This is a genomic window from Trueperaceae bacterium, assembly GCA_036381595.1.
GTDB lineage: Bacteria > Deinococcota > Deinococci > Deinococcales > Trueperaceae > DASVCN01.
The window spans coordinates 1-17,899 of the sequence record DASVCN010000025.1; the positions used below are offsets into that span (position 1 = coordinate 1).

18 protein-coding genes are annotated in these 17,899 nt (G+C 62.4%); 6 read left to right on the forward strand and 12 right to left on the reverse strand.

What is annotated here, in order from left to right:
* Positions 1-474, reverse strand: a 474-nt coding sequence (locus tag VF168_09035) for a hypothetical protein (protein HEX7004317.1), incomplete at its 3' end; no start/stop codon positions are given.
* A 141-nt stretch (positions 475-615) separates the two neighbouring features.
* On the opposite strand from VF168_09035, the gene VF168_09040 reads away from it, so the two are divergent.
* Together VF168_09040 and VF168_09045 are read left to right on the forward strand one after the other, a co-directional pair.
* Complete coding sequence (locus tag VF168_09040) at positions 616-828, forward strand: hypothetical protein (protein HEX7004318.1); 213 nt, start codon at positions 616-618, stop codon at positions 826-828.
* Positions 828-2,195, forward strand: a complete 1,368-nt coding sequence (locus VF168_09045; protein ID HEX7004319.1) for a hypothetical protein — start codon at positions 828-830, stop codon at positions 2,193-2,195. Before VF168_09040 ends, VF168_09045 begins: the two co-directional genes overlap by 1 nt.
* 24 nt (positions 2,196-2,219) lie before the next feature.
* Here VF168_09045 and VF168_09050 read toward each other — a convergent pair whose 3' ends face one another.
* On the reverse strand, positions 2,220-3,236 hold the full coding sequence (locus tag VF168_09050; protein HEX7004320.1) for a zinc-dependent alcohol dehydrogenase family protein: 1,017 nt from the start codon (positions 3,234-3,236) through the stop codon (positions 2,220-2,222).
* Positions 3,237-3,404: 168 nt separating this feature from the next.
* Here VF168_09050 and VF168_09055 point away from each other — a divergent pair, with 168 nt between their 5' ends.
* Positions 3,405-3,806, forward strand: coding sequence for a DUF4260 domain-containing protein (locus VF168_09055; protein HEX7004321.1), 402 nt, complete (start codon positions 3,405-3,407; stop codon positions 3,804-3,806).
* A gap of 114 nt (positions 3,807-3,920) precedes the next feature.
* Positions 3,921-4,346: a GNAT family N-acetyltransferase gene (locus VF168_09060; GenBank protein ID HEX7004322.1), complete on the forward strand. Its 426-nt coding sequence runs from the start codon at positions 3,921-3,923 to the stop codon at positions 4,344-4,346.
* Positions 4,347-4,629: 283 nt separating this feature from the next.
* Here the strand turns inward: VF168_09060 and VF168_09065 are convergent, their stop codons facing one another.
* Entirely contained in the window at positions 4,630-5,679 is a 1,050-nt protein-coding gene (locus VF168_09065; GenBank protein HEX7004323.1) for an SEC-C metal-binding domain-containing protein, read from the reverse strand.
* Between the two features lie 77 nt (positions 5,680-5,756).
* On the opposite strand from VF168_09065, the gene VF168_09070 reads away from it, so the two are divergent.
* A complete protein-coding gene (locus VF168_09070) occupies positions 5,757-6,242 on the forward strand; it encodes a nucleotidyl transferase AbiEii/AbiGii toxin family protein (GenBank protein ID HEX7004324.1) in 486 nt (161 codons plus the stop codon).
* A 679-nt stretch (positions 6,243-6,921) separates the two neighbouring features.
* Here the strand turns inward: VF168_09070 and VF168_09075 are convergent.
* Together VF168_09075 and VF168_09080 are read right to left on the reverse strand one after the other, a co-directional pair.
* On the reverse strand, positions 6,922-7,749 hold the full coding sequence (locus tag VF168_09075) for a nucleotidyl transferase AbiEii/AbiGii toxin family protein (GenBank protein ID HEX7004325.1): 828 nt from the start codon (positions 7,747-7,749) through the stop codon (positions 6,922-6,924).
* Positions 7,739-8,800, reverse strand: coding sequence for a type IV toxin-antitoxin system AbiEi family antitoxin (locus VF168_09080; protein ID HEX7004326.1), 1,062 nt, complete (start codon positions 8,798-8,800; stop codon positions 7,739-7,741). Before VF168_09080 ends, VF168_09075 begins: the two co-directional genes overlap by 11 nt.
* A 489-nt stretch (positions 8,801-9,289) precedes the next feature.
* On the opposite strand from VF168_09080, the gene VF168_09085 reads away from it, so the two are divergent.
* Positions 9,290-9,589 (forward strand): hypothetical protein, encoded by a 300-nt coding sequence (locus VF168_09085; GenBank protein ID HEX7004327.1) that lies wholly within the window; start codon positions 9,290-9,292, stop codon positions 9,587-9,589.
* A 39-nt stretch (positions 9,590-9,628) separates the two neighbouring features.
* Here the strand turns inward: VF168_09085 and VF168_09090 are convergent, their stop codons facing one another.
* From VF168_09090 to VF168_09120, 7 genes are all read right to left on the reverse strand, one after another.
* On the reverse strand, positions 9,629-10,720 hold the full coding sequence (locus tag VF168_09090) for a CapA family protein (protein HEX7004328.1): 1,092 nt from the start codon (positions 10,718-10,720) through the stop codon (positions 9,629-9,631).
* Positions 10,717-11,760: a zinc-binding dehydrogenase gene (locus VF168_09095; GenBank protein ID HEX7004329.1), complete on the reverse strand. Its 1,044-nt coding sequence runs from the start codon at positions 11,758-11,760 to the stop codon at positions 10,717-10,719. Before VF168_09095 ends, VF168_09090 begins: the two co-directional genes overlap by 4 nt.
* A gap of 63 nt (positions 11,761-11,823) precedes the next feature.
* Positions 11,824-12,714, reverse strand: a complete 891-nt coding sequence (locus tag VF168_09100) for an ABC transporter permease (GenBank protein ID HEX7004330.1) — start codon at positions 12,712-12,714, stop codon at positions 11,824-11,826.
* 52 nt (positions 12,715-12,766) lie between these two features.
* Positions 12,767-13,711: an ABC transporter permease gene (locus VF168_09105; protein HEX7004331.1), complete on the reverse strand. Its 945-nt coding sequence runs from the start codon at positions 13,709-13,711 to the stop codon at positions 12,767-12,769.
* A gap of 43 nt (positions 13,712-13,754) precedes the next feature.
* Positions 13,755-15,335: an ABC transporter substrate-binding protein gene (locus tag VF168_09110; protein ID HEX7004332.1), complete on the reverse strand. Its 1,581-nt coding sequence runs from the start codon at positions 15,333-15,335 to the stop codon at positions 13,755-13,757.
* 78 nt (positions 15,336-15,413) lie between these two features.
* Positions 15,414-16,616: a membrane dipeptidase gene (locus VF168_09115; GenBank protein ID HEX7004333.1), complete on the reverse strand. Its 1,203-nt coding sequence runs from the start codon at positions 16,614-16,616 to the stop codon at positions 15,414-15,416.
* 73 nt (positions 16,617-16,689) lie between these two features.
* Positions 16,690-17,439 carry an IclR family transcriptional regulator gene (locus VF168_09120; protein ID HEX7004334.1) on the reverse strand — a complete coding sequence of 250 codons (750 nt, stop codon included), beginning with the start codon at positions 17,437-17,439 and terminating at the stop codon, positions 16,690-16,692.
* Positions 17,440-17,899 lie beyond the last annotated feature (460 nt).

A 17,899-nucleotide genomic window follows, 5' to 3' on the forward strand; every position in this document is an offset into this window, starting at 1 on the left:
CGCCCGGTGGCACTCGCGGGCGTGCTGGCGCAGCCGCTCCCGCTCGACGAGCATCCACTCCTCGAAAGCGGGCGCATCCGGCAGCCGGAAGCCGGACATGAAGTCCCCTCGGTAGAGCCGGGCCGCTTCGTCGTACGAACCCCGGCCGATGAGCTCCTCGAAGCTGCGGGCGTCGAGGAAGAGGGGTGCTTCGGCCCGGATCGAAACGTGCTCCCGTTCGATATCGAAATAGTGCCCCACCGTCTTCCGCAGCTTGCTGAGGGCGACCCGCAGGTTGGCGGCCGGATCGCCGCCCACCAGGTCACCCCACAACAGGTCGAGCAAAGCTTCGCGGCTGTGTCTTTGCGGGCGCACAGCCAGATAGCACAAGAGTGCGGTGGCCTTGGCGGGAAGAGCTAGCGCCGCCCCGCCCAGCTCGAGCCGCGCCTCCCCCAGGAGCATCACTCTCAGCGGTGTCAGTCGACTCGCCTCCAACTTTCGGCACCGCACTTTACCACTCAGGCGATCCCCTTCAGAGCGTTGCTTCAAGGCTTCGGCAGCGGTTTTACGATCCGTTTACGACGCGTAACTAGACTCCTCTTGACCGCAGCGGAAGCGCAACGACAGGGAGACCCAATGAGCGGACCGAAAAGCGAAGGCGCGTTCGCCTACCTGCTTCGGGGTTGGGAGGAGCGGCTGGGCGACGAGGATTCCGCCGAGGATCCCTGTCTGTCTTCCTGGCGCTTCAGCCTCGAGGACCCTCACACCGGCGCCCGCTACGGTTTCGCGTCGCTAGCACTGTTGACGGCGGCGCTCGAACGACGGATGGAACGTAAGGAGGAGGAGTGATGAGAGAAGCGAATCTGAACCTGCGACGACTGCCAATGACGGCACTCCTGGTCATTGCCCTGGTGGCCTGTGGCCAAACGACGCCCGGCCGAGGCAACGACGGCGGCGGCAGCGGGACGATCGACTATGCTCCGGAACCGGCTCCGGCAAGTAACGTCATCGCCTACGTCGCCGCAGGGGGCGACGAGATCCGCTTGATCGACCCGGACGGCAGCAACGACCGCCGGTTATGGGCCCACGGCCTCGCCGATCCCGAATCGGTATACGACGTCTGGAGCATGGAGTGGAACACGTCGGCCACCAGGCTGGCGTTCGCCAGCACCCACGAGAACTGGTGCTCGCTGTTCGCCTCCGACATCTTCTACGTAGGCTCCGATGGCAGCGGCTACAGCCGGGTCACCCAGGCACCGGCCTGCGAGCAACTCGACAACTTCCCTCAGGGAACGGTGCAGGTGCCGGTCAAGAACTGGGGTCTCGACTCCTTCTCCGGCTTCATGTACTTCCAGGGCGCGGCCAGCATCGAGGCGGTCAACCTGCCGGCGAACGGCAGCGGCATGGTTACGTTCGATAACGTAGCCGACGTGGGTGACGGCGAGGACTGGCAGCAGGTCGGAACCGTCATCGTCGGGCCGAACCGGGAGATCAGCTTCTCGACGATCGTCGACGTTGCGGAGAACTCGACGGTGACGACCTCGGAAGCGTCCGTCTACACGCCGTCCACATTCTGGGAAGCGCGCTCGCCCACCTGGAGTCGAACCGGCAACGAAGTAGGGTTCATCTACAACTTCAACTCGTTCACCAGCCTCCCCGTGGAACCGGGACCGCTCGAGTTCGGTACGGCGCTACTCGCCGAGGACGCCATCCTGCCCGGCTACACCGACCACCTCTCGTGGGGCCCCACCCCGGAGACGGCCGACAGCATGCTCTACTTCGGCAGCGACTCCTTCGACGGCGTCGCCGCCATCTACCTCGTTGAGAAGGGCAGCACGAGTGCGGGCGACCCGATACTGACGCTGAACGACTCCTTCGAACAGGTGCTGGACCTGGCCTGGCTCCCCGACGGCTCCGGGTTCGTCTTCTCGCTCACCGACGGCGTGTACGACGACGCGACCGGCCACTCGGACCTCTACCGCTACCGGTTCGGTGACGCGAACGCCGTCGCCCTCACCGACCTGAGCACCAGCGCCGAGTTCGCCGGGCGCTTCAGCCTCTCCCCCGACGGGCAGCAGATCGCCTTCGAACTGGCGACCGACATCAGCGACAGCGGCTTCGACCTCGTCGATCCCGACATCTGGATTCTGGATGTCGATTCCGGAACGGCGGAGCTGCTGGTCGAGGATGCTCGAGCGCCGGCCTGGAGTTGGTGAGGGGGGCCCCGCTCCAGATCGAAGTCACCGCGTACCGTCCAGGCTGAACTGCACCTTCATGCGACTCGGATCGTGCTGGGCGACCTCCAGCCCCTCACGGAACTCCTCGATGGGAAGCACATGCGAGATCAATGGTTCGGTGCGGACCGCGCCGGAACGGATCAGCGATATGGCCTCCGGGAAGGTTCGGTTCACGGCGAAAGAGCCCATCAGAGTGAGGTCTCTGCGGAAGAGCTGGTACGGGGAGACGGAGATCCGGGACACCTCGGGCGCAACCCCGAACACCCATATCGTGCCGGCTGGGCGGACTCGAGCCATGGCGGCCTCCAGGACCGAGGGGACACCGGTGGCGTCGACCACCAGTTCGAAGCCGGAGGGAGCGAAAGTGTCGAGGCGGCGTGCTTCGTCGGGTGTGAGCGCAGCGTCGGCTCCCAACTCCTTGGCGATCGCGAGTCGGCTCTCGACCACGTCGACCATCGCGACCCTAACCGCTCCGGCCGTTCTGAGCGCCTGCAACAGAAGACAGCCCATCGGCCCTGCGCCGTAGATCAAGGCGCTGTATCCACTAGGCAAGGTGAGCCGACACAGCCCCCAGGCCACGCAGGCGAGCGGCTCGATCAGCGCAGCGACCTCGAACGACAGGTCACCGATCGGGTAGACGCTGCGCTCGGGCGCCACCAGGTAGCGGGCGAAGGCCCCGTCACGCGTGACGCCGATCGCCTGGAGGTCGACGCACTGGTTGAAAGCGCCGCGCAGACACTCGTCGCAAGTCAGACAGGCGACGTTGGGATCGACGGTAACGCGGTCCCCAACCCTGCGCCTGAGTACTCCCTCGCCGACCGCCACGACAGTTCCCGCGAACTCGTGACCAGGCGTGACGGGTAGCCTGGCGAGCTCATACTGCCCGCGCAGGATGTGGATATCCGTTCCGCACACGCCTGCCCGGGCAACCTCGATGAGCACCTCGCCGGCGGCGGGCTTCGGCAACTCCAGTCGCTCGACCGCTACCTGGTTCGGCGCCAGGATCCGCGCGGCAGTCATCTCAAGTGGCAAGGGTTTGCCGTTACTGGTCATTCGAGGGCTCCAATCGTCATCTTCGCCATCGCTCCTGCACTGTCGACGTTTCCGATACTACCCGTCACTCAATCGGTTCGACTTACTGGCTGCCACCAACGTCGGTGGCCGGAAATCGACTACGATGCAGGGCCCATGAACGAATCCCGCCGTCAGGACGAGAAGTCCGCTTCGCCACGAGATCTATCCACCCCGCGCCTGCTCCTGCACCTGGAAGGAGCCGTTCTCTTCGCCGGGGCAACGGCCGCCTACTTCTCCACGGGCGGAAGTTGGCCGCTGTTCCTAATCCTGCTGCTGGCCGCCGACCTCTCGATGCTGGGTTACCTGGCCGGCCCGCGCATCGGAGCTCTCGTATACGACCTGTTCCACGCCTACCCCCTGCCGGCCCTGCTGCTGGCACTCTCCTACCTACTGCAAGCACCCGTCCTTGCCCATGTTGGCCTCATCTGGCTGGCGCACATCGGCATGGACCGGACCGTGGGATACGGGCTCAAGTATCCGACGGGATTCAAGGACACGCACCTCCAGAGGTTGTGAGGGTAGAGAGCGGGACGGGCGGCAGAGCCAGCCGAGGTTGTTGCGCACCCGATAGACAAGTACGCCCCTGGCACGGGTTCGTGCCTCCTGTTGCGAATGCGCTACTCTGCCCCCGTGGTCGCCACCGTCAGACTCGCCAGCACCGACGACGAGATACTCCGCTGCTACCCGATCATGCGAGAGCTTCGAACTCACCTCGAGGAAACGTCCTTTCTGGAGCGGGTGCGAAGGCAGGAGCGCGAAGGTTACCGGCTGGCGTATCTCCACCGCAACGGCGAAGTCCTAGCTGTGGCCGGATTCCGAATATCGGAATTCCTCGCCTATGGCAGGATTCTCTACGTCGATGACCTCGTAACCGCTCCTGCTCACCGTTCGACGGGAAGCGGAAAAGTCCTCGTCGACTGGCTCACGGAACGAGCCCGGGGAGCCGGCTGCAACGAGTTGCACCTCGACTCCGGCACCCAACGGCGATCGGCCCACCGCTTCTACCACCGTGAGGGACTCGAGATCGTCAATTTCCATTTCGCCAAGCGGGTTTGACTGAGTCAGCGATACTAGTCGGGGCAACCGCCCAGCACTTACCGCAAGTCGCAAGTCGGGATGCTCGAACCGAAAGCTTTCCTTCCGAACTCACCCCTGATAGTCGGCGCATCCCACCTGGACTGGGCGTTTAGCTGTCGGCCGAGAAGCTGGAGAAGTGGGAGCTTACCGGCGAGCGGGTGGTGCTCGACCTCGTCCCAGTCGCGAAAAATGTGAACCCCAACTTCGAAATCTCATGAAATTTTGAAGTACAGGCGCGGATTCTCATCCGCCCCTCGCCGCTCTACGCGTCCAGGCTTGCCGCCCGCAGCGTCCACGGTTCGAAGCGCACACACTCGTCGAGCAGCGGCAACTTCTCCACCAGGTACTCACGCTCGAACTGGCTGTCGCTCACCGGCTCAACCCTAGCGAGCCCCAGGAAGTGAGCGAAGCGCACCAGGGCACGCAGGGTATAGCAATCGGCAACCAACTCCTCCGCGGAGCGATACGAATAGTTCGCATCCACCTGATGAAGGAGATCGGGATAGGCTCTCTGGAACCACGACTCGTAGTCGCCGTTCGACCTCGCGCTCGAGCCGCGCCTGGCCAGCAGATAGAGGGTGAAGGCGAACGACTGCTGAATCAGGTCGAGGCCATCCGGGTAGTTGTCCCGGTAGGCCCAGTTGAACTCGGTGGCGTAAGAGCGGAGGAGCAGGGGATAGATCTCACGATAGCCACTTTCGGCGAGGGAGCGCTTGCACCTTTGCGTGAGGTAGAACTTTCCTTTCTGACGGCGCAGCAGCCCGGCCAGCTCGGCGGTGATCCTGGCCGCGTTGAGTTCCGGGAAGTCCTCCTCCTTCCGAATGTCGCCCGGCTCCTTCCACCAACGGTACTCCACTGTGTTCGTCCATCGTTCTGCTGCCTCCCTGCACAGGGCGCGCGGCAGATTGCCCTTGGCCGTCGCCTTCAGACCATCCTCGCCCACGGCCTCGAGAATCACACGAACGAGCTCCAAGATCGGCGCCTCCACCTCGTGATCCAGGACCTCGCCGAAGCTCAGCACCTCCGGCGACTCGAACGGGAAGTGGAGCATCCGCATCATCTGCTCCGGCGACAACCCCTGGAAATCCTCCAAGGGCGCATGGTTACGCATCTCGGTCAGACGATCGAGCAGCTCCTGTGCCTCGTCAATCGACTGGAACTCACGACCATCCATGATATGCGCGATCTCCTCGTTGAACTCCCGCGCGCGATTCGGTACCGGCTCGATCTCCTTCCCCAGGCAGCACTTCTTGTACTTTTTCCCGCTGCCGCAGGGACACGGCTCGTTGCGCCCAATCTTGTGGCTGGCCATACGTCCACTCTAGCGTGATGCCCGTGGACAGCAGCACCCGATGGCCGGATGTACCGAGCCCGTGACATTATCAGTGAGTGGATCGCGGCCAGATCGTGAGCTTGTTGCGGGCACTCTGGGAAGCCGACGTCGATTACGTGCTCATCGGCGGGCTTGCCCTCAACCTTCACGGTCTTGTGCGGGCTACAGAAGACATCGACCTGCTACTGGACCCGAGCGCCGACAACGTCAATCGCCTGAGGAGCGCCCTCCGCTCGATCTATGCCGATCCGGAAGTCGAGAAGATAGAAGCTGCGGAACTGGCGGGGAAGTACCCTGTTGTCCGATACGTTCCCCCGGGAGGCAACGCACCCCTGGACCTCATCGCCCGGCTTGGTACGGCATTCGCCTTCCAGGACGCGGAATGGTTGGAACTGGATTTAGAGGGCGTTCCGGTGAGAGTGGCAACACCGGAGAGCCTTTACGCGATGAAGCACCGGACCGGGGCCAGGGACCGGGAAGACGCACGACGGCTGGCTCAGGCCTTCGGCTCGAGCTGGGACTCAGGGGAGGAGGACGACTGATGCCTCTGGAGCGATACTCCTCGATCGAGCAAGCCGAGGATCGGCTGGTTCAGCGGCCGAACCCAGCGGTGGCGCTGGAGCGAATGCTCGAACTTGCTTCGCTGGTGCCAGCCAACCTGCCCCCTCTCTTCGAGCCAGGCGTCTACCCCTTCCGGTCTGTGGAGGAGGCAAACGAAGCCCGGGAAGTTGCGACGGCAACGAGGATGCGCCTCTTGCGGGCGGATCGAGCTAGTCGCCCTTCGCGGGGTCAGCAAGGCGATACCTGACCCGGTGGATCTCGTCGCTCGACGGCCCGAAAGGAGAGCTCCTGACTGTTTCACGGTTCGAAGTCAGATCGGTCGAAGTTCTGGCACAACCTGAACACGACTGATTGATCTGACCATAGAGTCGATCGAATTTTCCCCGGTAGTGAGTAATGTTAGACGTCGATTCAGGATCAGACGCTTCCGACATTCTCACCAGCTGTGCCGCGATCTGCGAAAGAGCGGCGAAACGTAGAGGTCCTGCGCCTTCGCTGGCCTACCGAGCTTGCTTCCAGCGCAGGAGACGAGGATTATCGTTCGTGCGTTACCTCTGCTGGCTCGAGACTGGGCGGTCGGTCTCCGCCTCGAATCAGGCCCTGCGCCAGGAGCGGTTGATCTAGAACTACGCTTCGCTCCTTCCCACACCACTTTGTAGGCTACGCCTCAGTGCTTTGGCTTCCGCAACCCTCGCCTGAAAGCCTCAAAGCGGCGCACAATCCCATCCAAGATCGCCTCCTGATTTTCTCGATTACGTTGCCCAGGAGATGCCGTCTCAACGACAGGTGGTCAGCCTCATCGAGCAGTCCCGACAGGACGTCCAACAGACCGGCGATCACCATTGTCGACGACTGCCGACGCAGGTCACACGCAAGGAGGTAGGGGCCTGTCTCATCGTATTGGAGGTGCCCGTCCGCCAACTCGCTGGAGAGTTCATCGAAGACCCGTTCCGAGAGGACTTCAGTGGCATTCTCGAGAATGAACTCGATATCCGCCAAGTCCCTCTCGGCAGCCCGGTCGGAGTAAGCGAACAGTTTGAGCGCGACATGCCATGGCGGCGTTGCTACCATGATCCGTTCTCCTGCGAGTTCTACTTCTTCTGCATGCTGAAAGGCCTCGTCGAATCCCAGGACGTTCATGCTCCGCCCGGTCTCCGGCCACTCAATCCTCTTTTCGGCGCCGGCGAGTTCCCCTAATGGAATCAAATCGATTGGAATCTTAGTACCTGAGTGTACGAACCGATGGGGATCCGTTCGAAGAAAGGCACCGTCTTGGGTAAGCGCTGCAGCTAACTTCTGGTACCCTTGCCAGCTCTCGAGGCGCACCGCGAAGTCCCAATCTTGTGTCAGTCGCCGCAGTGGTAACCCGTACCTCTCGTCGAGGACAAGAAAGCGGGCGTTTGCACCGACTGCCAGCGCCGGCGCATCCGCTTCTCCCGCAACGCGAAGGACCTCCTGCAGCATTTTCTCTTCCTCCTCAGTTGGCATGAGATTGCTCCCTGAGAATTACGTCCTCAAGAAGGCGGCCTGCCACTTCACGAAGGCGATCACCGCCGAGCGAAAGAAGCTCTGCCCGTACCAGGATCGGGTGGGCGAGTGCGAACTCGGTGTGCGCCCCTGCTGGCACGTATCGGTCAACTGGTTTCAGCGGCGAGAGGATATGGACGTCTGCGTTCTCTGATGTGGGCAGTAGCCTCAGCTCGACACGCAAGTCCTGCTGACGCCTCTTGTCGCAGTGAAGCGTGACCGTTTCCGGCTTCAGATAACCGGTTAGCGCAGCAGCCGCTTCTTCGCCACCTACCAGCACGTCGCTTGGCAACGAATGAAGTAGTGTTTCACGGTCGATCGTGGTGACTCGCCAACTACTGGGTTGGAGTCGTTGTCTGAGTGTTTCCAGGTAGCCGAGTTCCCATCGCTCGAGCAGGTTCCGGAAGTCTCTAACGTGGATAGCGCCTGAGGGCCCTTTGATGAGGTGACCTTCCCTGAGCAAGCTGTTCATGGTCCTACTGACCGAACCCAAGCCAACCCCACTGATCTTCGCAATCTCGCGGTAGGTGCTCTGGCGAAGTTCAGGGTAGGCGAGGAGTACGTAGAGAACCTTTAAGCCGGTCGGCGTGAACGGATCGGTAGTGTGGAACTTTTCTGCCGTCCTCCCTCGGACGACAGCATGAAAGGCAGGGCTTTCGAGATACATATTGCCCGCACCATCGACGAACTGCACTCCTTCGCGCAGGAGGGTATCGACTAGGGCCTCACTGATGGGGTTAGCGATTAGAAGGGGGGACAATCCCGCCATCTGCGAATGATGAACGAGCTGCGCCAGCACCGCGCTGAGGCTGCGCTTATCCACCTTCTTGACTTCGGCCAGGTACTTCTGTTCTCCGGAAGCGGTTTTGAGAGTGATCGTCGCGTCGGCTTTGACATTGGGAGTGCGATCGGCGGCAGCCTCTCTTTCGCCCATCGTCACCTTAGCGCCCGGAAGTTTGCGGAGGTGATTGACAGCTGCGTCGAGGAGGTTCTCTTCGCCAGTCAGATCCATTCTGTTCCAACTATAGCACGTGTTCCAGTTCTTGGAACAGGCTAGTTACCTGGAACATTGCCGTCGGCGAAGACATTCGAGCAGGTCTCTGTCGCCATACTCCAATCGATTCTCGTGCTCCCGCTCTAAATTTCGTTCACAGATGCTGCCAGACGTACTAGCTCCAGCTCTAAACATCGTCTTCTGCCGCATAGCTGTAGGCAATGAATCTGCGCCACGCCGTCATTACTACGCTGGCAGCAACAACAGGTTCTGGAAAACCCTGCACGAGGCCGGCTTCACCGACCGAAGACTACTTCCCTGCAGAGTACGTATCCGTCCTCGACTACAAGCTCGGGCTAACCGATCTCGTAAAGACGAAAGCTGGCATGGACAACTCGCTTTCTCGAGGTGACATCGGCACTGCCTCATTGCGAAAGAAAATGGAGCAGTACATTCCCCGCTACCTAGCCTTCATCAGAAGGAAAGCTGCGAAGGAGTATTTGGGCCGTGACGTCGTTCCCGGCCCGAGGCCAGGTCGCGGTCGAGGGTGTGGTGATGATGCTGATCCCCGCGAGCGAGATCTTCAGGAGCCAGGACAACTGCAACGCCAACTGGAACTACGAGAACGAGGTGGAACCGGAGATCCGCTACTACATGTGGGCGCTGGCTCCCGACCCGTACACGGAAGGCGAACCGGTCCTCGAACTCACCGACCTCTTCCTCCTACCCGACGGCACACTCGACTACGAGGGTGACGTGCCGACGGTGTCGACCTTCTTCCGGGAGGCGGACGCGACGGTCAGATAGCCGCCCGCCTCATATCCCAGGTTGGTAGCCCTGTCTCAGCTACTCCAGTCCGCGCCACTCGACCGGTACGCCGCCGCCGCGCTCATCTTCTGACCGCAGTCGTTCCATGATCGCGGCGTGTCGCTGCGGACTTGGCGGACACGGTTCTCCGCCCTCGTCCAGTACGAAGGTGACGACTTCTATACCGCTTATCGCTTTTTCGCTCACCCGTATCCGAACCGCAAGACCCTCCTCGGTCTCCGGCGGACGCTTGACGGAGAGCAGATTCGGGGCTGTAGGACCGTCCTGAGGATGTTCGACTCTATACGGCTGGAAGATGAAGTTCCCCAGACTCCAGAAAACCGGCTTCCCGTCGACCCACTCCCACGGGTGCGGCACGTGCGGGTGGTGGCCGAAGATCACGTCCACCCCCGCCGCCACCAGGCGCTCGGCCATCGGCCGCTGGTACTCCGCGAGGAAGCCCTGATAGGGCGCCAGCCACATGGGCGGCACCCCCCAGTGGAGAGCCGCAACGACGAGGTCAGCACCCTGGGCCCTTGCGCTGCGCACCAGTTCCTCCGCCCGCTGAAGGTCCTGTTCGTGGGGCCAACTCTGGATGTAGGGCGCAGTGCCAGGTTGCTCGTCGAACAGCGCGCCGTCCACGTAGACGGCCTGATGGGCACGCAGCGGCGCCACACCGAGCCGTCCGTCTCCGGCTGCGTAGCCCCGGGGCACGGTCGCGCAGAGCGCGACGAAGGCGACCTTGGTGCCCGCGATAGTAACGAAGTGCGGACTGAGCGACTCCTCCCCGATGCCCGCACCCACGTGGGCTACCCGGTTCTCCGACAGTGCAGCCATGGTGTCACGAAGTCCGGCTTCGCCGTAGTCGAGCGCGTGGTTGTTCGCCAGCGAGAGGACGTCGAAACCCATCTGCGCCAGGTCGGCTGCACCGGCTGGTGCTCCACGGAACGCCACAGGCTTATCTGACGGCGTGCCGCCATCGGTGAGGGGTATCTCGAGGTTTCCGAAGAAGAGTGCTGGAGATTCCGCCGAGAGGCGTTCCTTCCAACTGGCTACGCGACCGACCGCCGACCGCGAGATAGGGCGTTGGAACGCCACGTCGCCGAAGGCCACCAGATCGAATCCGCTCACGGAACCACTACCACCTTGCCGAACTGATCCTGGCCCTTGAGCCGCCGCATGGCCTCTCTGGCATCGGCCAGGTCGAACACCTTGTCCACCACTGGCTTTAGCTGACCCGCGAAGACGAGGTCCATCACCCGATGGAACTCCCGGAGGTTGCCACACGGCGCGCCCAGTATCTGCCGATGAAACTGATAAATCTCGCGGATGCTGATATCGGGCTGGTCGCCGCTGGTGGCACCGCAGATGACCAGCTTGCCGCCCCGAGCGAGGCTCCGGATGCTCTGCCGCCAGGTCGCCGCACCCACCGAGTCCACCACTATGTCGACGCCCCGGCCATCGGTGACCTCGAGAACCCACTCGTCGAAAGGCCGCTCGTAACCCACCTGCACCGCATCGAAACCGAGTTCGAGCGCCTTCTCTGCCTTGGCCGGGTCTCGGGAGGTGCCCAGGATGCGGCAGCCGAAGCGGGAACCGATGGCAGCGGCCGCGGTCGAGACGCCGGAGCCGACGCCCACGATGAGGATTGTGTCGCCCGGTTGCATCCCACCCCGGTTGATGAGCATCCGCCAGGCTGTGGTGAAGGTGGCCGGAGCGGCTGCCGCTTCCACGAGCGGGAAGCCCTCTGGCACCAGCTTCAGGTTGCGGGCCGGTACTACCGCGAACTCGGCAAGACCACCGTTCACCTCCTCCCCGATTATCTGGTAGTGGTCGCACATCGTTTCTTCACCGGCCCGGCAGTAGCTGCACTTGCCGCAGAACACCCCCGGGTAGACGACCACCGGCTGCCCGGGCCGCCAGCCAGCTTCGAGCGCCTCGCTGCCAGCCGCGTCTATCACCCCGGCGATGTCGACGCCAGGGATCACGGGGAGGTGCTTCTCCCGTATTCCCGGCCCACTTAGCCCCTGCAGGAGCGACAGGTCGGCGCGATTGAGGGCGCAGGCCTTCACCTGGAGGCGGACCTCATCTGGCGCCGGTTCCGGCCTCGGCCACTGCTTGACCTCGACGTCGTCGATCTCGCCGTGCGACTCGACTACGAATGCGTTCATCTGGTTCACTTCGGGTTGCTCCCTTTCGATAGCGAGCAGTGAGCTCGCGGCAGGTCTTCGGTCTTACCTGGAGGTGGGATCTAGGGCGTCACGTAGGCCATCGCCTACGAAGTTGAACGACAGCACCGAAAGGAGGATCACGATGCCGGGGTAGAGGGCGAGCTGAGGGCTGGTCCAGATGTACTGCTGGGAGTTCATCAGCATGTTGCCCCAGGTCGGTTGCGGAGGCTGGATCCCCAAGCCGAGGAAGCTGAGGGCGGACTCGTTCAGGATAGCGATGCCGACAGCGAGGGTGGCAGCCACGATTATCGAGGGGATAGCCTGGGGGAGGACGTGGATGAGCATTATGCGCCGCGCACGGGCCCCAAGGGCGCTGGCCGCCTCCACGAACGTCGCCTCCCGCCAGCGTATGAACTCGCTGCGCACGACACGGGCCACACCCATCCAGGAGGTGAGGCCCAGCACCACGATCACCGCTTGGGGAGAGGTGCCGAACAGGGCCAGAACGCTCAGCAGCAGGAAAAAGAGCGGAATGGCCATCACCGCGTCGGTGAAGCGCATGATCACGCTGTCCACCCAGCCTCGGTAGTAGCCGCTGAGGGAACCGAGGATGGTCCCGGTGACGACCCCAAGCACCATCACCAGGAAACCCACCGCCAGTGAGGTGCGCGCACCGAATATCAGGCGTGTGAGCACGTCGCGGCCCACCTCATCTGTTCCCAGCCAGTGCTCGGACGAGGGAGGCGCGAAGGCGTTGATTGGGTCTGTAGTGATCGGATCGTATGGGGTGAGAAAGGGGGCGAGCAGGGCAACCGCGATCAGCAGCAGCAGGTAGCAGGCACCGGCCACCGACAGCGGATTGGCCAGGAACCGCCTGAGCGCCTTCCCGCTGCGGAGTCCCGGGGCTGCCTCGTCGGGCGTCTCCGTGATGGCACCAGCTATTCCGGTGTTCACGGGGCAGGTCTCCACCGGGGCAGCTGCAACCGATGCGCTCCCAGGAGGCGGGTCATTCGAGCTTCACCCTTGGGTCGAGCAGGGCGTAGAACATGTCGACGATGAGATTGGTCATTACCACCAGGATGGACGCGACGAGGCTGAGCCCCATCACCAGCGGGAAGTCCCGCGCCAACGCCGACTGCACGGCCAGCCTGCCCATGCCGGGCCAGGCGAACACCTGCTCCGTAATCACCGAACCGCTCAGAAGTTGCGGCACCAGTAGTCCGATGACCGTGACGACCGGGAAGAGGGCGTTGCGAAGTGTGTGCTTGTAAAGGACGACCCGGTCGACCAGCCCTTTGGCGCGGGCGGTTCGTACGTAATCCTGACCCAGCACCTGGAGCATGCTCGAGCGGGTGTAGCGCACGATATTCGGCAAAGTGACCGTCGCCAGCACCGAAGCTGGCAGAACCAGATGGGTGAGACGGTCGAGCAGGTCGAATCCGCGGCTCGCGCTGAGCCCGCCGGTGGGCAACCAGTTGAGGGTGACGCCGAAGAGCATGATCAGGAGGATGCCAAGCCAGAAGGCGGGTATCGAGAGCCCGAAGAAGCTGAAGGTCGTTGCCAGGTAGTCGAGCACACTGTAACGGCGGGTGGCCGACAGCACCCCCAGCGGGATGCCTACCAGGACCGAGATCAGCAACGCCGCACCGCCGAGCAGCAGTGTGTTGGGGAGCCGGTCGGCGATGAGTTCGCCGACCGGCATGCTGTACTGGTAGGAGCTTCCGAAGTCGAGCCGGAGCGCTGAGGAGATCCAGGCCAGGTAGCGCAGATGCAGGGGAGCGTCGAGCCCGAAATCGGCGGCGATCCGCTCCCGTTCGACCTCGCTGAACGACATGTTGGCGAGGATCGAGGGGCCGCCGGGCGCCAGATTCACCACCGTGAAGGTGATGAGACTCACCAGCCAGATCACCAGCACCGCCTGGGCCAGCCGTTTGATCAGGAAGGACGGCATCGGCTCCTCTCGGCTCGTCCCTGTGCTCTGCTACCCATCGGACTCACTCCATGCGCCACTCGTGGATGTACTGCAGTGCCGGCCGGTAACCTATCGCCTCGGGCACCCCTTCGAGGTTGGCGTCCATCGCCACGATCTCGTCTGGGTACCAGAGGTAGATCATGGGCAGGTCCTCGGCGAGAAGTTGCTGGAGCTCGTGGTAGATCTGAACGCGCTCCTGCGGGTCGCTCGTTTCGCGTCCGCGTTGCAGCAGGGCATCGGCCTCGTCGCTCCGGTACATCGTGGCGTTGTTGCCGCCTTCGGCAGCGGACGAGTGGTAGTACGGGAAGATGTCGGGATCGGGCGGCGTTACCCACCAGCCGAGAAGCATGTCGAAGTCGCGAGGTACGAGCGCTTCCGAAACGAAGCTGTTGAATTCCAGGCCCTGCAACTCGGTACCGATACCGATGTCACGGAAGTACTGCTGCAGCAAGGTACCCACCTGGGCGAAGACCTGCACGTTGGGGTAGGTGATGGTGAAGGAGAACGGCTCGCCGTCGAGGAGGGCAGTCCCGTCATCGGCGAAGGTGAAGCCAGCCTCTTCGAGCAGTTCACGGGCTCGCTCCGGGTCGTAGTCGTAGGTCTGCACGTCGTCGGTGTAGAAGGTCTGCAGCACCGGAGAGATGGGACCTGTCGCCGGGCTGGCGAAACCCAGGAGAACATTCTCGATCATGACCTTACGGTCGATGGCGTAGGAGAGCGCTTGACGGAACTCCTTTCGATCGAACGGCGTCCGGCTGAGGTTTGGCCCGGCCCAGTAGTAATTGAGCTGATTGCTGGTGGTGATCTCCAACGCGTTGTTGTTACGCAGACGCTGAGTGGTTATCGGGTTATCTATGATCATCACGTCGAGTTCACCGGCCAGCAACCTGGCGAGCTGGCTGTTGGGGTCGGGGATGATCTCGTAGACGACCTCGTCCAGGACTGGAGCCCCGAGGAAGTAGTCGTCGTTGGGCTCTAGCACCACCCTTTGGCCGGGTTCATACTGAGCGAGCGCGAAAGGACCGGTACCGACAGGGTTCTGGCGGTTGAAATCGTTGTTGTTCATGACATCGGTTCCGCGCAGAACGTGAGCCGGCAATATCGGGGTGTTGTAGGCGAGGTTGACGCCAAGGGAAGCGAAGGGACTGGCGAGGTGGAACTCGACCGTATGGTCGTCAACCGCCACCACCTCCTCGACGTTCGCGTAGATCCGGGCGTTGTTGGCACCCACCTCGGGGTTGAGGATCACCTCCTCGAACGTGAAGATTACGTCATCGGCGGTGAATGGCTCACCGTCGTGCCAAACGACGTCGTCGCGAAGGTGGAAGGTCCAGGTGAGGCCATCGTCGCTGGCCTCCCAGCTCTCGGCGAGATCGGGCGCCGTGTCGAAGTCCTTACCCAGCTTGACGAGACCGTTGAAGAGGACCCGGTTCACCATCACGGATTCGACGTAGGCGTTCGGGTGGAGCTGGTTGAATATGGGGTCATCGACTATCGGCAGGACCACCCGGCCGCCTTGAGCGAGTGCCCCGGAACCGACCAGGAGCGCGCCAAGGAGCACGACCAGGGTCACCAGGTAAGAGACCGATTGCTTCGATTTCATCTTTTCCTCCTCAGAGAGTACCGAGCGGATTACGGGAGTAGGGATGCGCAGAATTCAGGGCATGAACGGGATTCGACATCAGAAGTACCAGACGTCCTCCAGCACGCGGATGATGTTCCCGCCGAGCACCTTGGCGATATCCTCGTCCGAATAGCCGTGCTTGACGAGCCAGCGACCGATGTTGGGGAAGGTTTCAGCCGGGTTCTCCAACCCTTCGACGTACTCCACCTGCGGATACTCTTCTGCACCCCTGGAATGCTTGATCGAAAGCTGGGCGGTGAGAGCCTTGTGGAGACCCACGTGATCCCCGAAGAGCGCATCCGGTCCGAAAGCGACGTGGTCGATGCCAACCAACTCGGCGCAATACTCGAAATGCTCCATGAACGACTCTATGCTGTGGCGCGGCTGCTTCTTCGTGATGGTGGTGTGGGGAGCCGCCTCGATGCCGATGACCCCTCCCTTCTCGGCGCATGCCTTTATGACGTCATCCGACTTGAGCCGCTTGGAGTTCCAGAGCGCGCGCGCCCCTGCATGGGTGATGAAGACCGGCTTTTCGCTCACCTCGATCGTGTCGAGGGCGGTCTGGTCGCCGGAGTGGGAGATGTCGATGGCGATGCCCAGCTTGTTCATCCGCCTTACAGCCTTGCGCCCGAAGACGGTCAACCCCCCGTCACGCGGCTCCTTGAGGCCGGCCCCCAGTGCGTTCCCCTCGCTGTAGGCAATGCCCACAGATCGCACCCCTAAGCCGTAGAGGATGTCGAGCCGGTCGAGTTCGTTCTCGATCATCGCTGCACCCTCGAGGGAGACAACGAAAGCGATCTTCCCTTCCCGCTTCGCACGTCTCAAATCGCCGACCGTCGTCGCCAAAAAGACCATTTCCTGGTGGGCGATATCGGAGAGGCGCATGCCCAGATCGAAGATGACGTCTTCCCACTTCCAGCCGTTGCGGCTCGTGATCATCGCGGTGCCGTTCATCAACGCGTCGAACACAACGTCCAGTCCCGAGCGGCTCAGGCCCTCGTAACCGGTCCAGTCACGGCCTTGGCGGCGAAACTCCATGAACTGAGAGAGATCCTCGGGCGCGACGAAGGTGTGGTCGTGCAACGAGATTATGAGGTTCTCTTCGAAAAGACGGCGGACACGCTCCTCCTGAGCCGTGTCCACTTCGACCCGGTAAGGCGGTACTCGGTTGACTTCAGGAGCCAGGGGATAGGGAACGTAGTCCTCGTGCGGCTCGAGATACTGGAATGACTTGTAGCCGTTATACGGTTTGCTGTTCATGTACCTTCCTCATGTCGCTGGATGCGGTGGAGTCGAGACGTCTCGAGTTCAGGGCGAAGTGGGAATACCTCCTTCAGTCGTGTCCCTTCAAAATGAGGCGGCGTGAGACCTCCTGCGCCGCGACACGTACGAGCTCAGCGAAGCGTGCGATGAGCTCGTCGGTCACACGGAACGACGGTCCCCCCACGCTTAGACCGCCGAAGACTGTGCCATCGGCAGTTACGATTGCAGCCCCTGCCCCGCGGGCAGAGGCGTCGAAATCTTCGTTCGATACCGAGTAGCCGCGCGAGGCGATCTCGTCGAGCTCAAGCTCGAGCAGTGCCCGATCGAGCACCGTTCGTTCGGTGTAGAGAGGTAGTTGGTCGAGACGGTCGAGGACATCGGCTCGTTCCTCGGCCGGAAGGGCGGCGAGAATCGCCTTGGGTACGGCCCCAGCGTGCAACGGCAAGGAACGTCCCAACACCGAAACGAGACGCACACTCTGCCGACTCTCGCGCTTGTCCACACAAACCGCACGATCCCCTACGCGCATGAACAGGTGCACTGTCTCACCGGTTTGCTCACTTAGACGGTCGAGCAAGGGCGCCGCTACCTCGACCAGCGATCCGCTGGCGAAGAGAGTGGCGCCGGTCGCCAGCTCCGAAGCAGCTGGCCCCAGTTCGAAGCGTGCGTCCACTGTCGGCGATAGAAACCCTCCCGCCTCCAGTGTCTTGAGGGAGCGATATGCCTGATTGCGTTCGATGCCGAGCTTCTCGACTACTTCGGCAAGACCGAGTCGATGCGGTGGCGCCGAGAACGCTCGCAGGACCCGAAGCGTGCGCAAGGCTGAGGCGATCACGTAGGTCCCGTGCTGGGGGCTCTCGCTCGAATGTCGGAACGTTGGGGAGGAGGCATCTCGCATAGTGATATGAGCGCGCAGTGTAAGACGGGAGCAGGCGAAAGTCAATACGTATGCAGTGGGCCGCATAGTGAAAAGACATCCCCGCTCCCGGCTGTGACACTGCCATTCGAACCGCCCGAACCCGTTCAGTAAGCAAGCCAGTTTGTGGGCTGTGCTGCGCAGGCACGGGGCACGAGCGACCAAGCATTCGAGGTATCCGTTTGCCCATCAGTGAGTGCTTCCACGGGGTTCGGAAGCGGCGACAGAATCTCTGCCGTAGAGTTCAGACATGACATCGCCCCCAGAACGGATCACGGTTCGCTGCCCCTACTGCGCCACCGTCTACGAAGACTGGTACCGAGCCTCCGTCAATCTGGATCTCGACGACTTCGACGACGAGTAC

Excerpts from the sequence above, each read along its gene's own strand:
- VF168_09040 (HEX7004318.1), top strand. The coding sequence starts at position 616 with ATGAGCGGACCGAAAAGCGAAGGCGCGTTCGCCTACCTGCTTCGGGGT.
- VF168_09045 (HEX7004319.1), top strand. The coding sequence starts at position 828 with ATGAGAGAAGCGAATCTGAACCTGCGACGACTGCCAATGACGGCACTC.
- VF168_09050 (HEX7004320.1), bottom strand. The coding sequence starts at position 3,236 with ATGACTGCCGCGCGGATCCTGGCGCCGAACCAGGTAGCGGTCGAGCGA.
- VF168_09055 (HEX7004321.1), top strand. The coding sequence starts at position 3,405 with ATGAACGAATCCCGCCGTCAGGACGAGAAGTCCGCTTCGCCACGAGAT.
- VF168_09065 (HEX7004323.1), bottom strand. The coding sequence starts at position 5,679 with ATGGCCAGCCACAAGATTGGGCGCAACGAGCCGTGTCCCTGCGGCAGC.
- VF168_09075 (HEX7004325.1), bottom strand. The coding sequence starts at position 7,749 with ATGCCAACTGAGGAGGAAGAGAAAATGCTGCAGGAGGTCCTTCGCGTT.
- VF168_09080 (HEX7004326.1), bottom strand. The coding sequence starts at position 8,800 with ATGGATCTGACTGGCGAAGAGAACCTCCTCGACGCAGCTGTCAATCAC.
- VF168_09095 (HEX7004329.1), bottom strand. The coding sequence starts at position 11,760 with ATGAACGCATTCGTAGTCGAGTCGCACGGCGAGATCGACGACGTCGAG.
- VF168_09105 (HEX7004331.1), bottom strand. The coding sequence starts at position 13,711 with ATGCCGTCCTTCCTGATCAAACGGCTGGCCCAGGCGGTGCTGGTGATC.
- VF168_09110 (HEX7004332.1), bottom strand. The coding sequence starts at position 15,335 with ATGAAATCGAAGCAATCGGTCTCTTACCTGGTGACCCTGGTCGTGCTC.
- VF168_09115 (HEX7004333.1), bottom strand. The coding sequence starts at position 16,616 with ATGAACAGCAAACCGTATAACGGCTACAAGTCATTCCAGTATCTCGAG.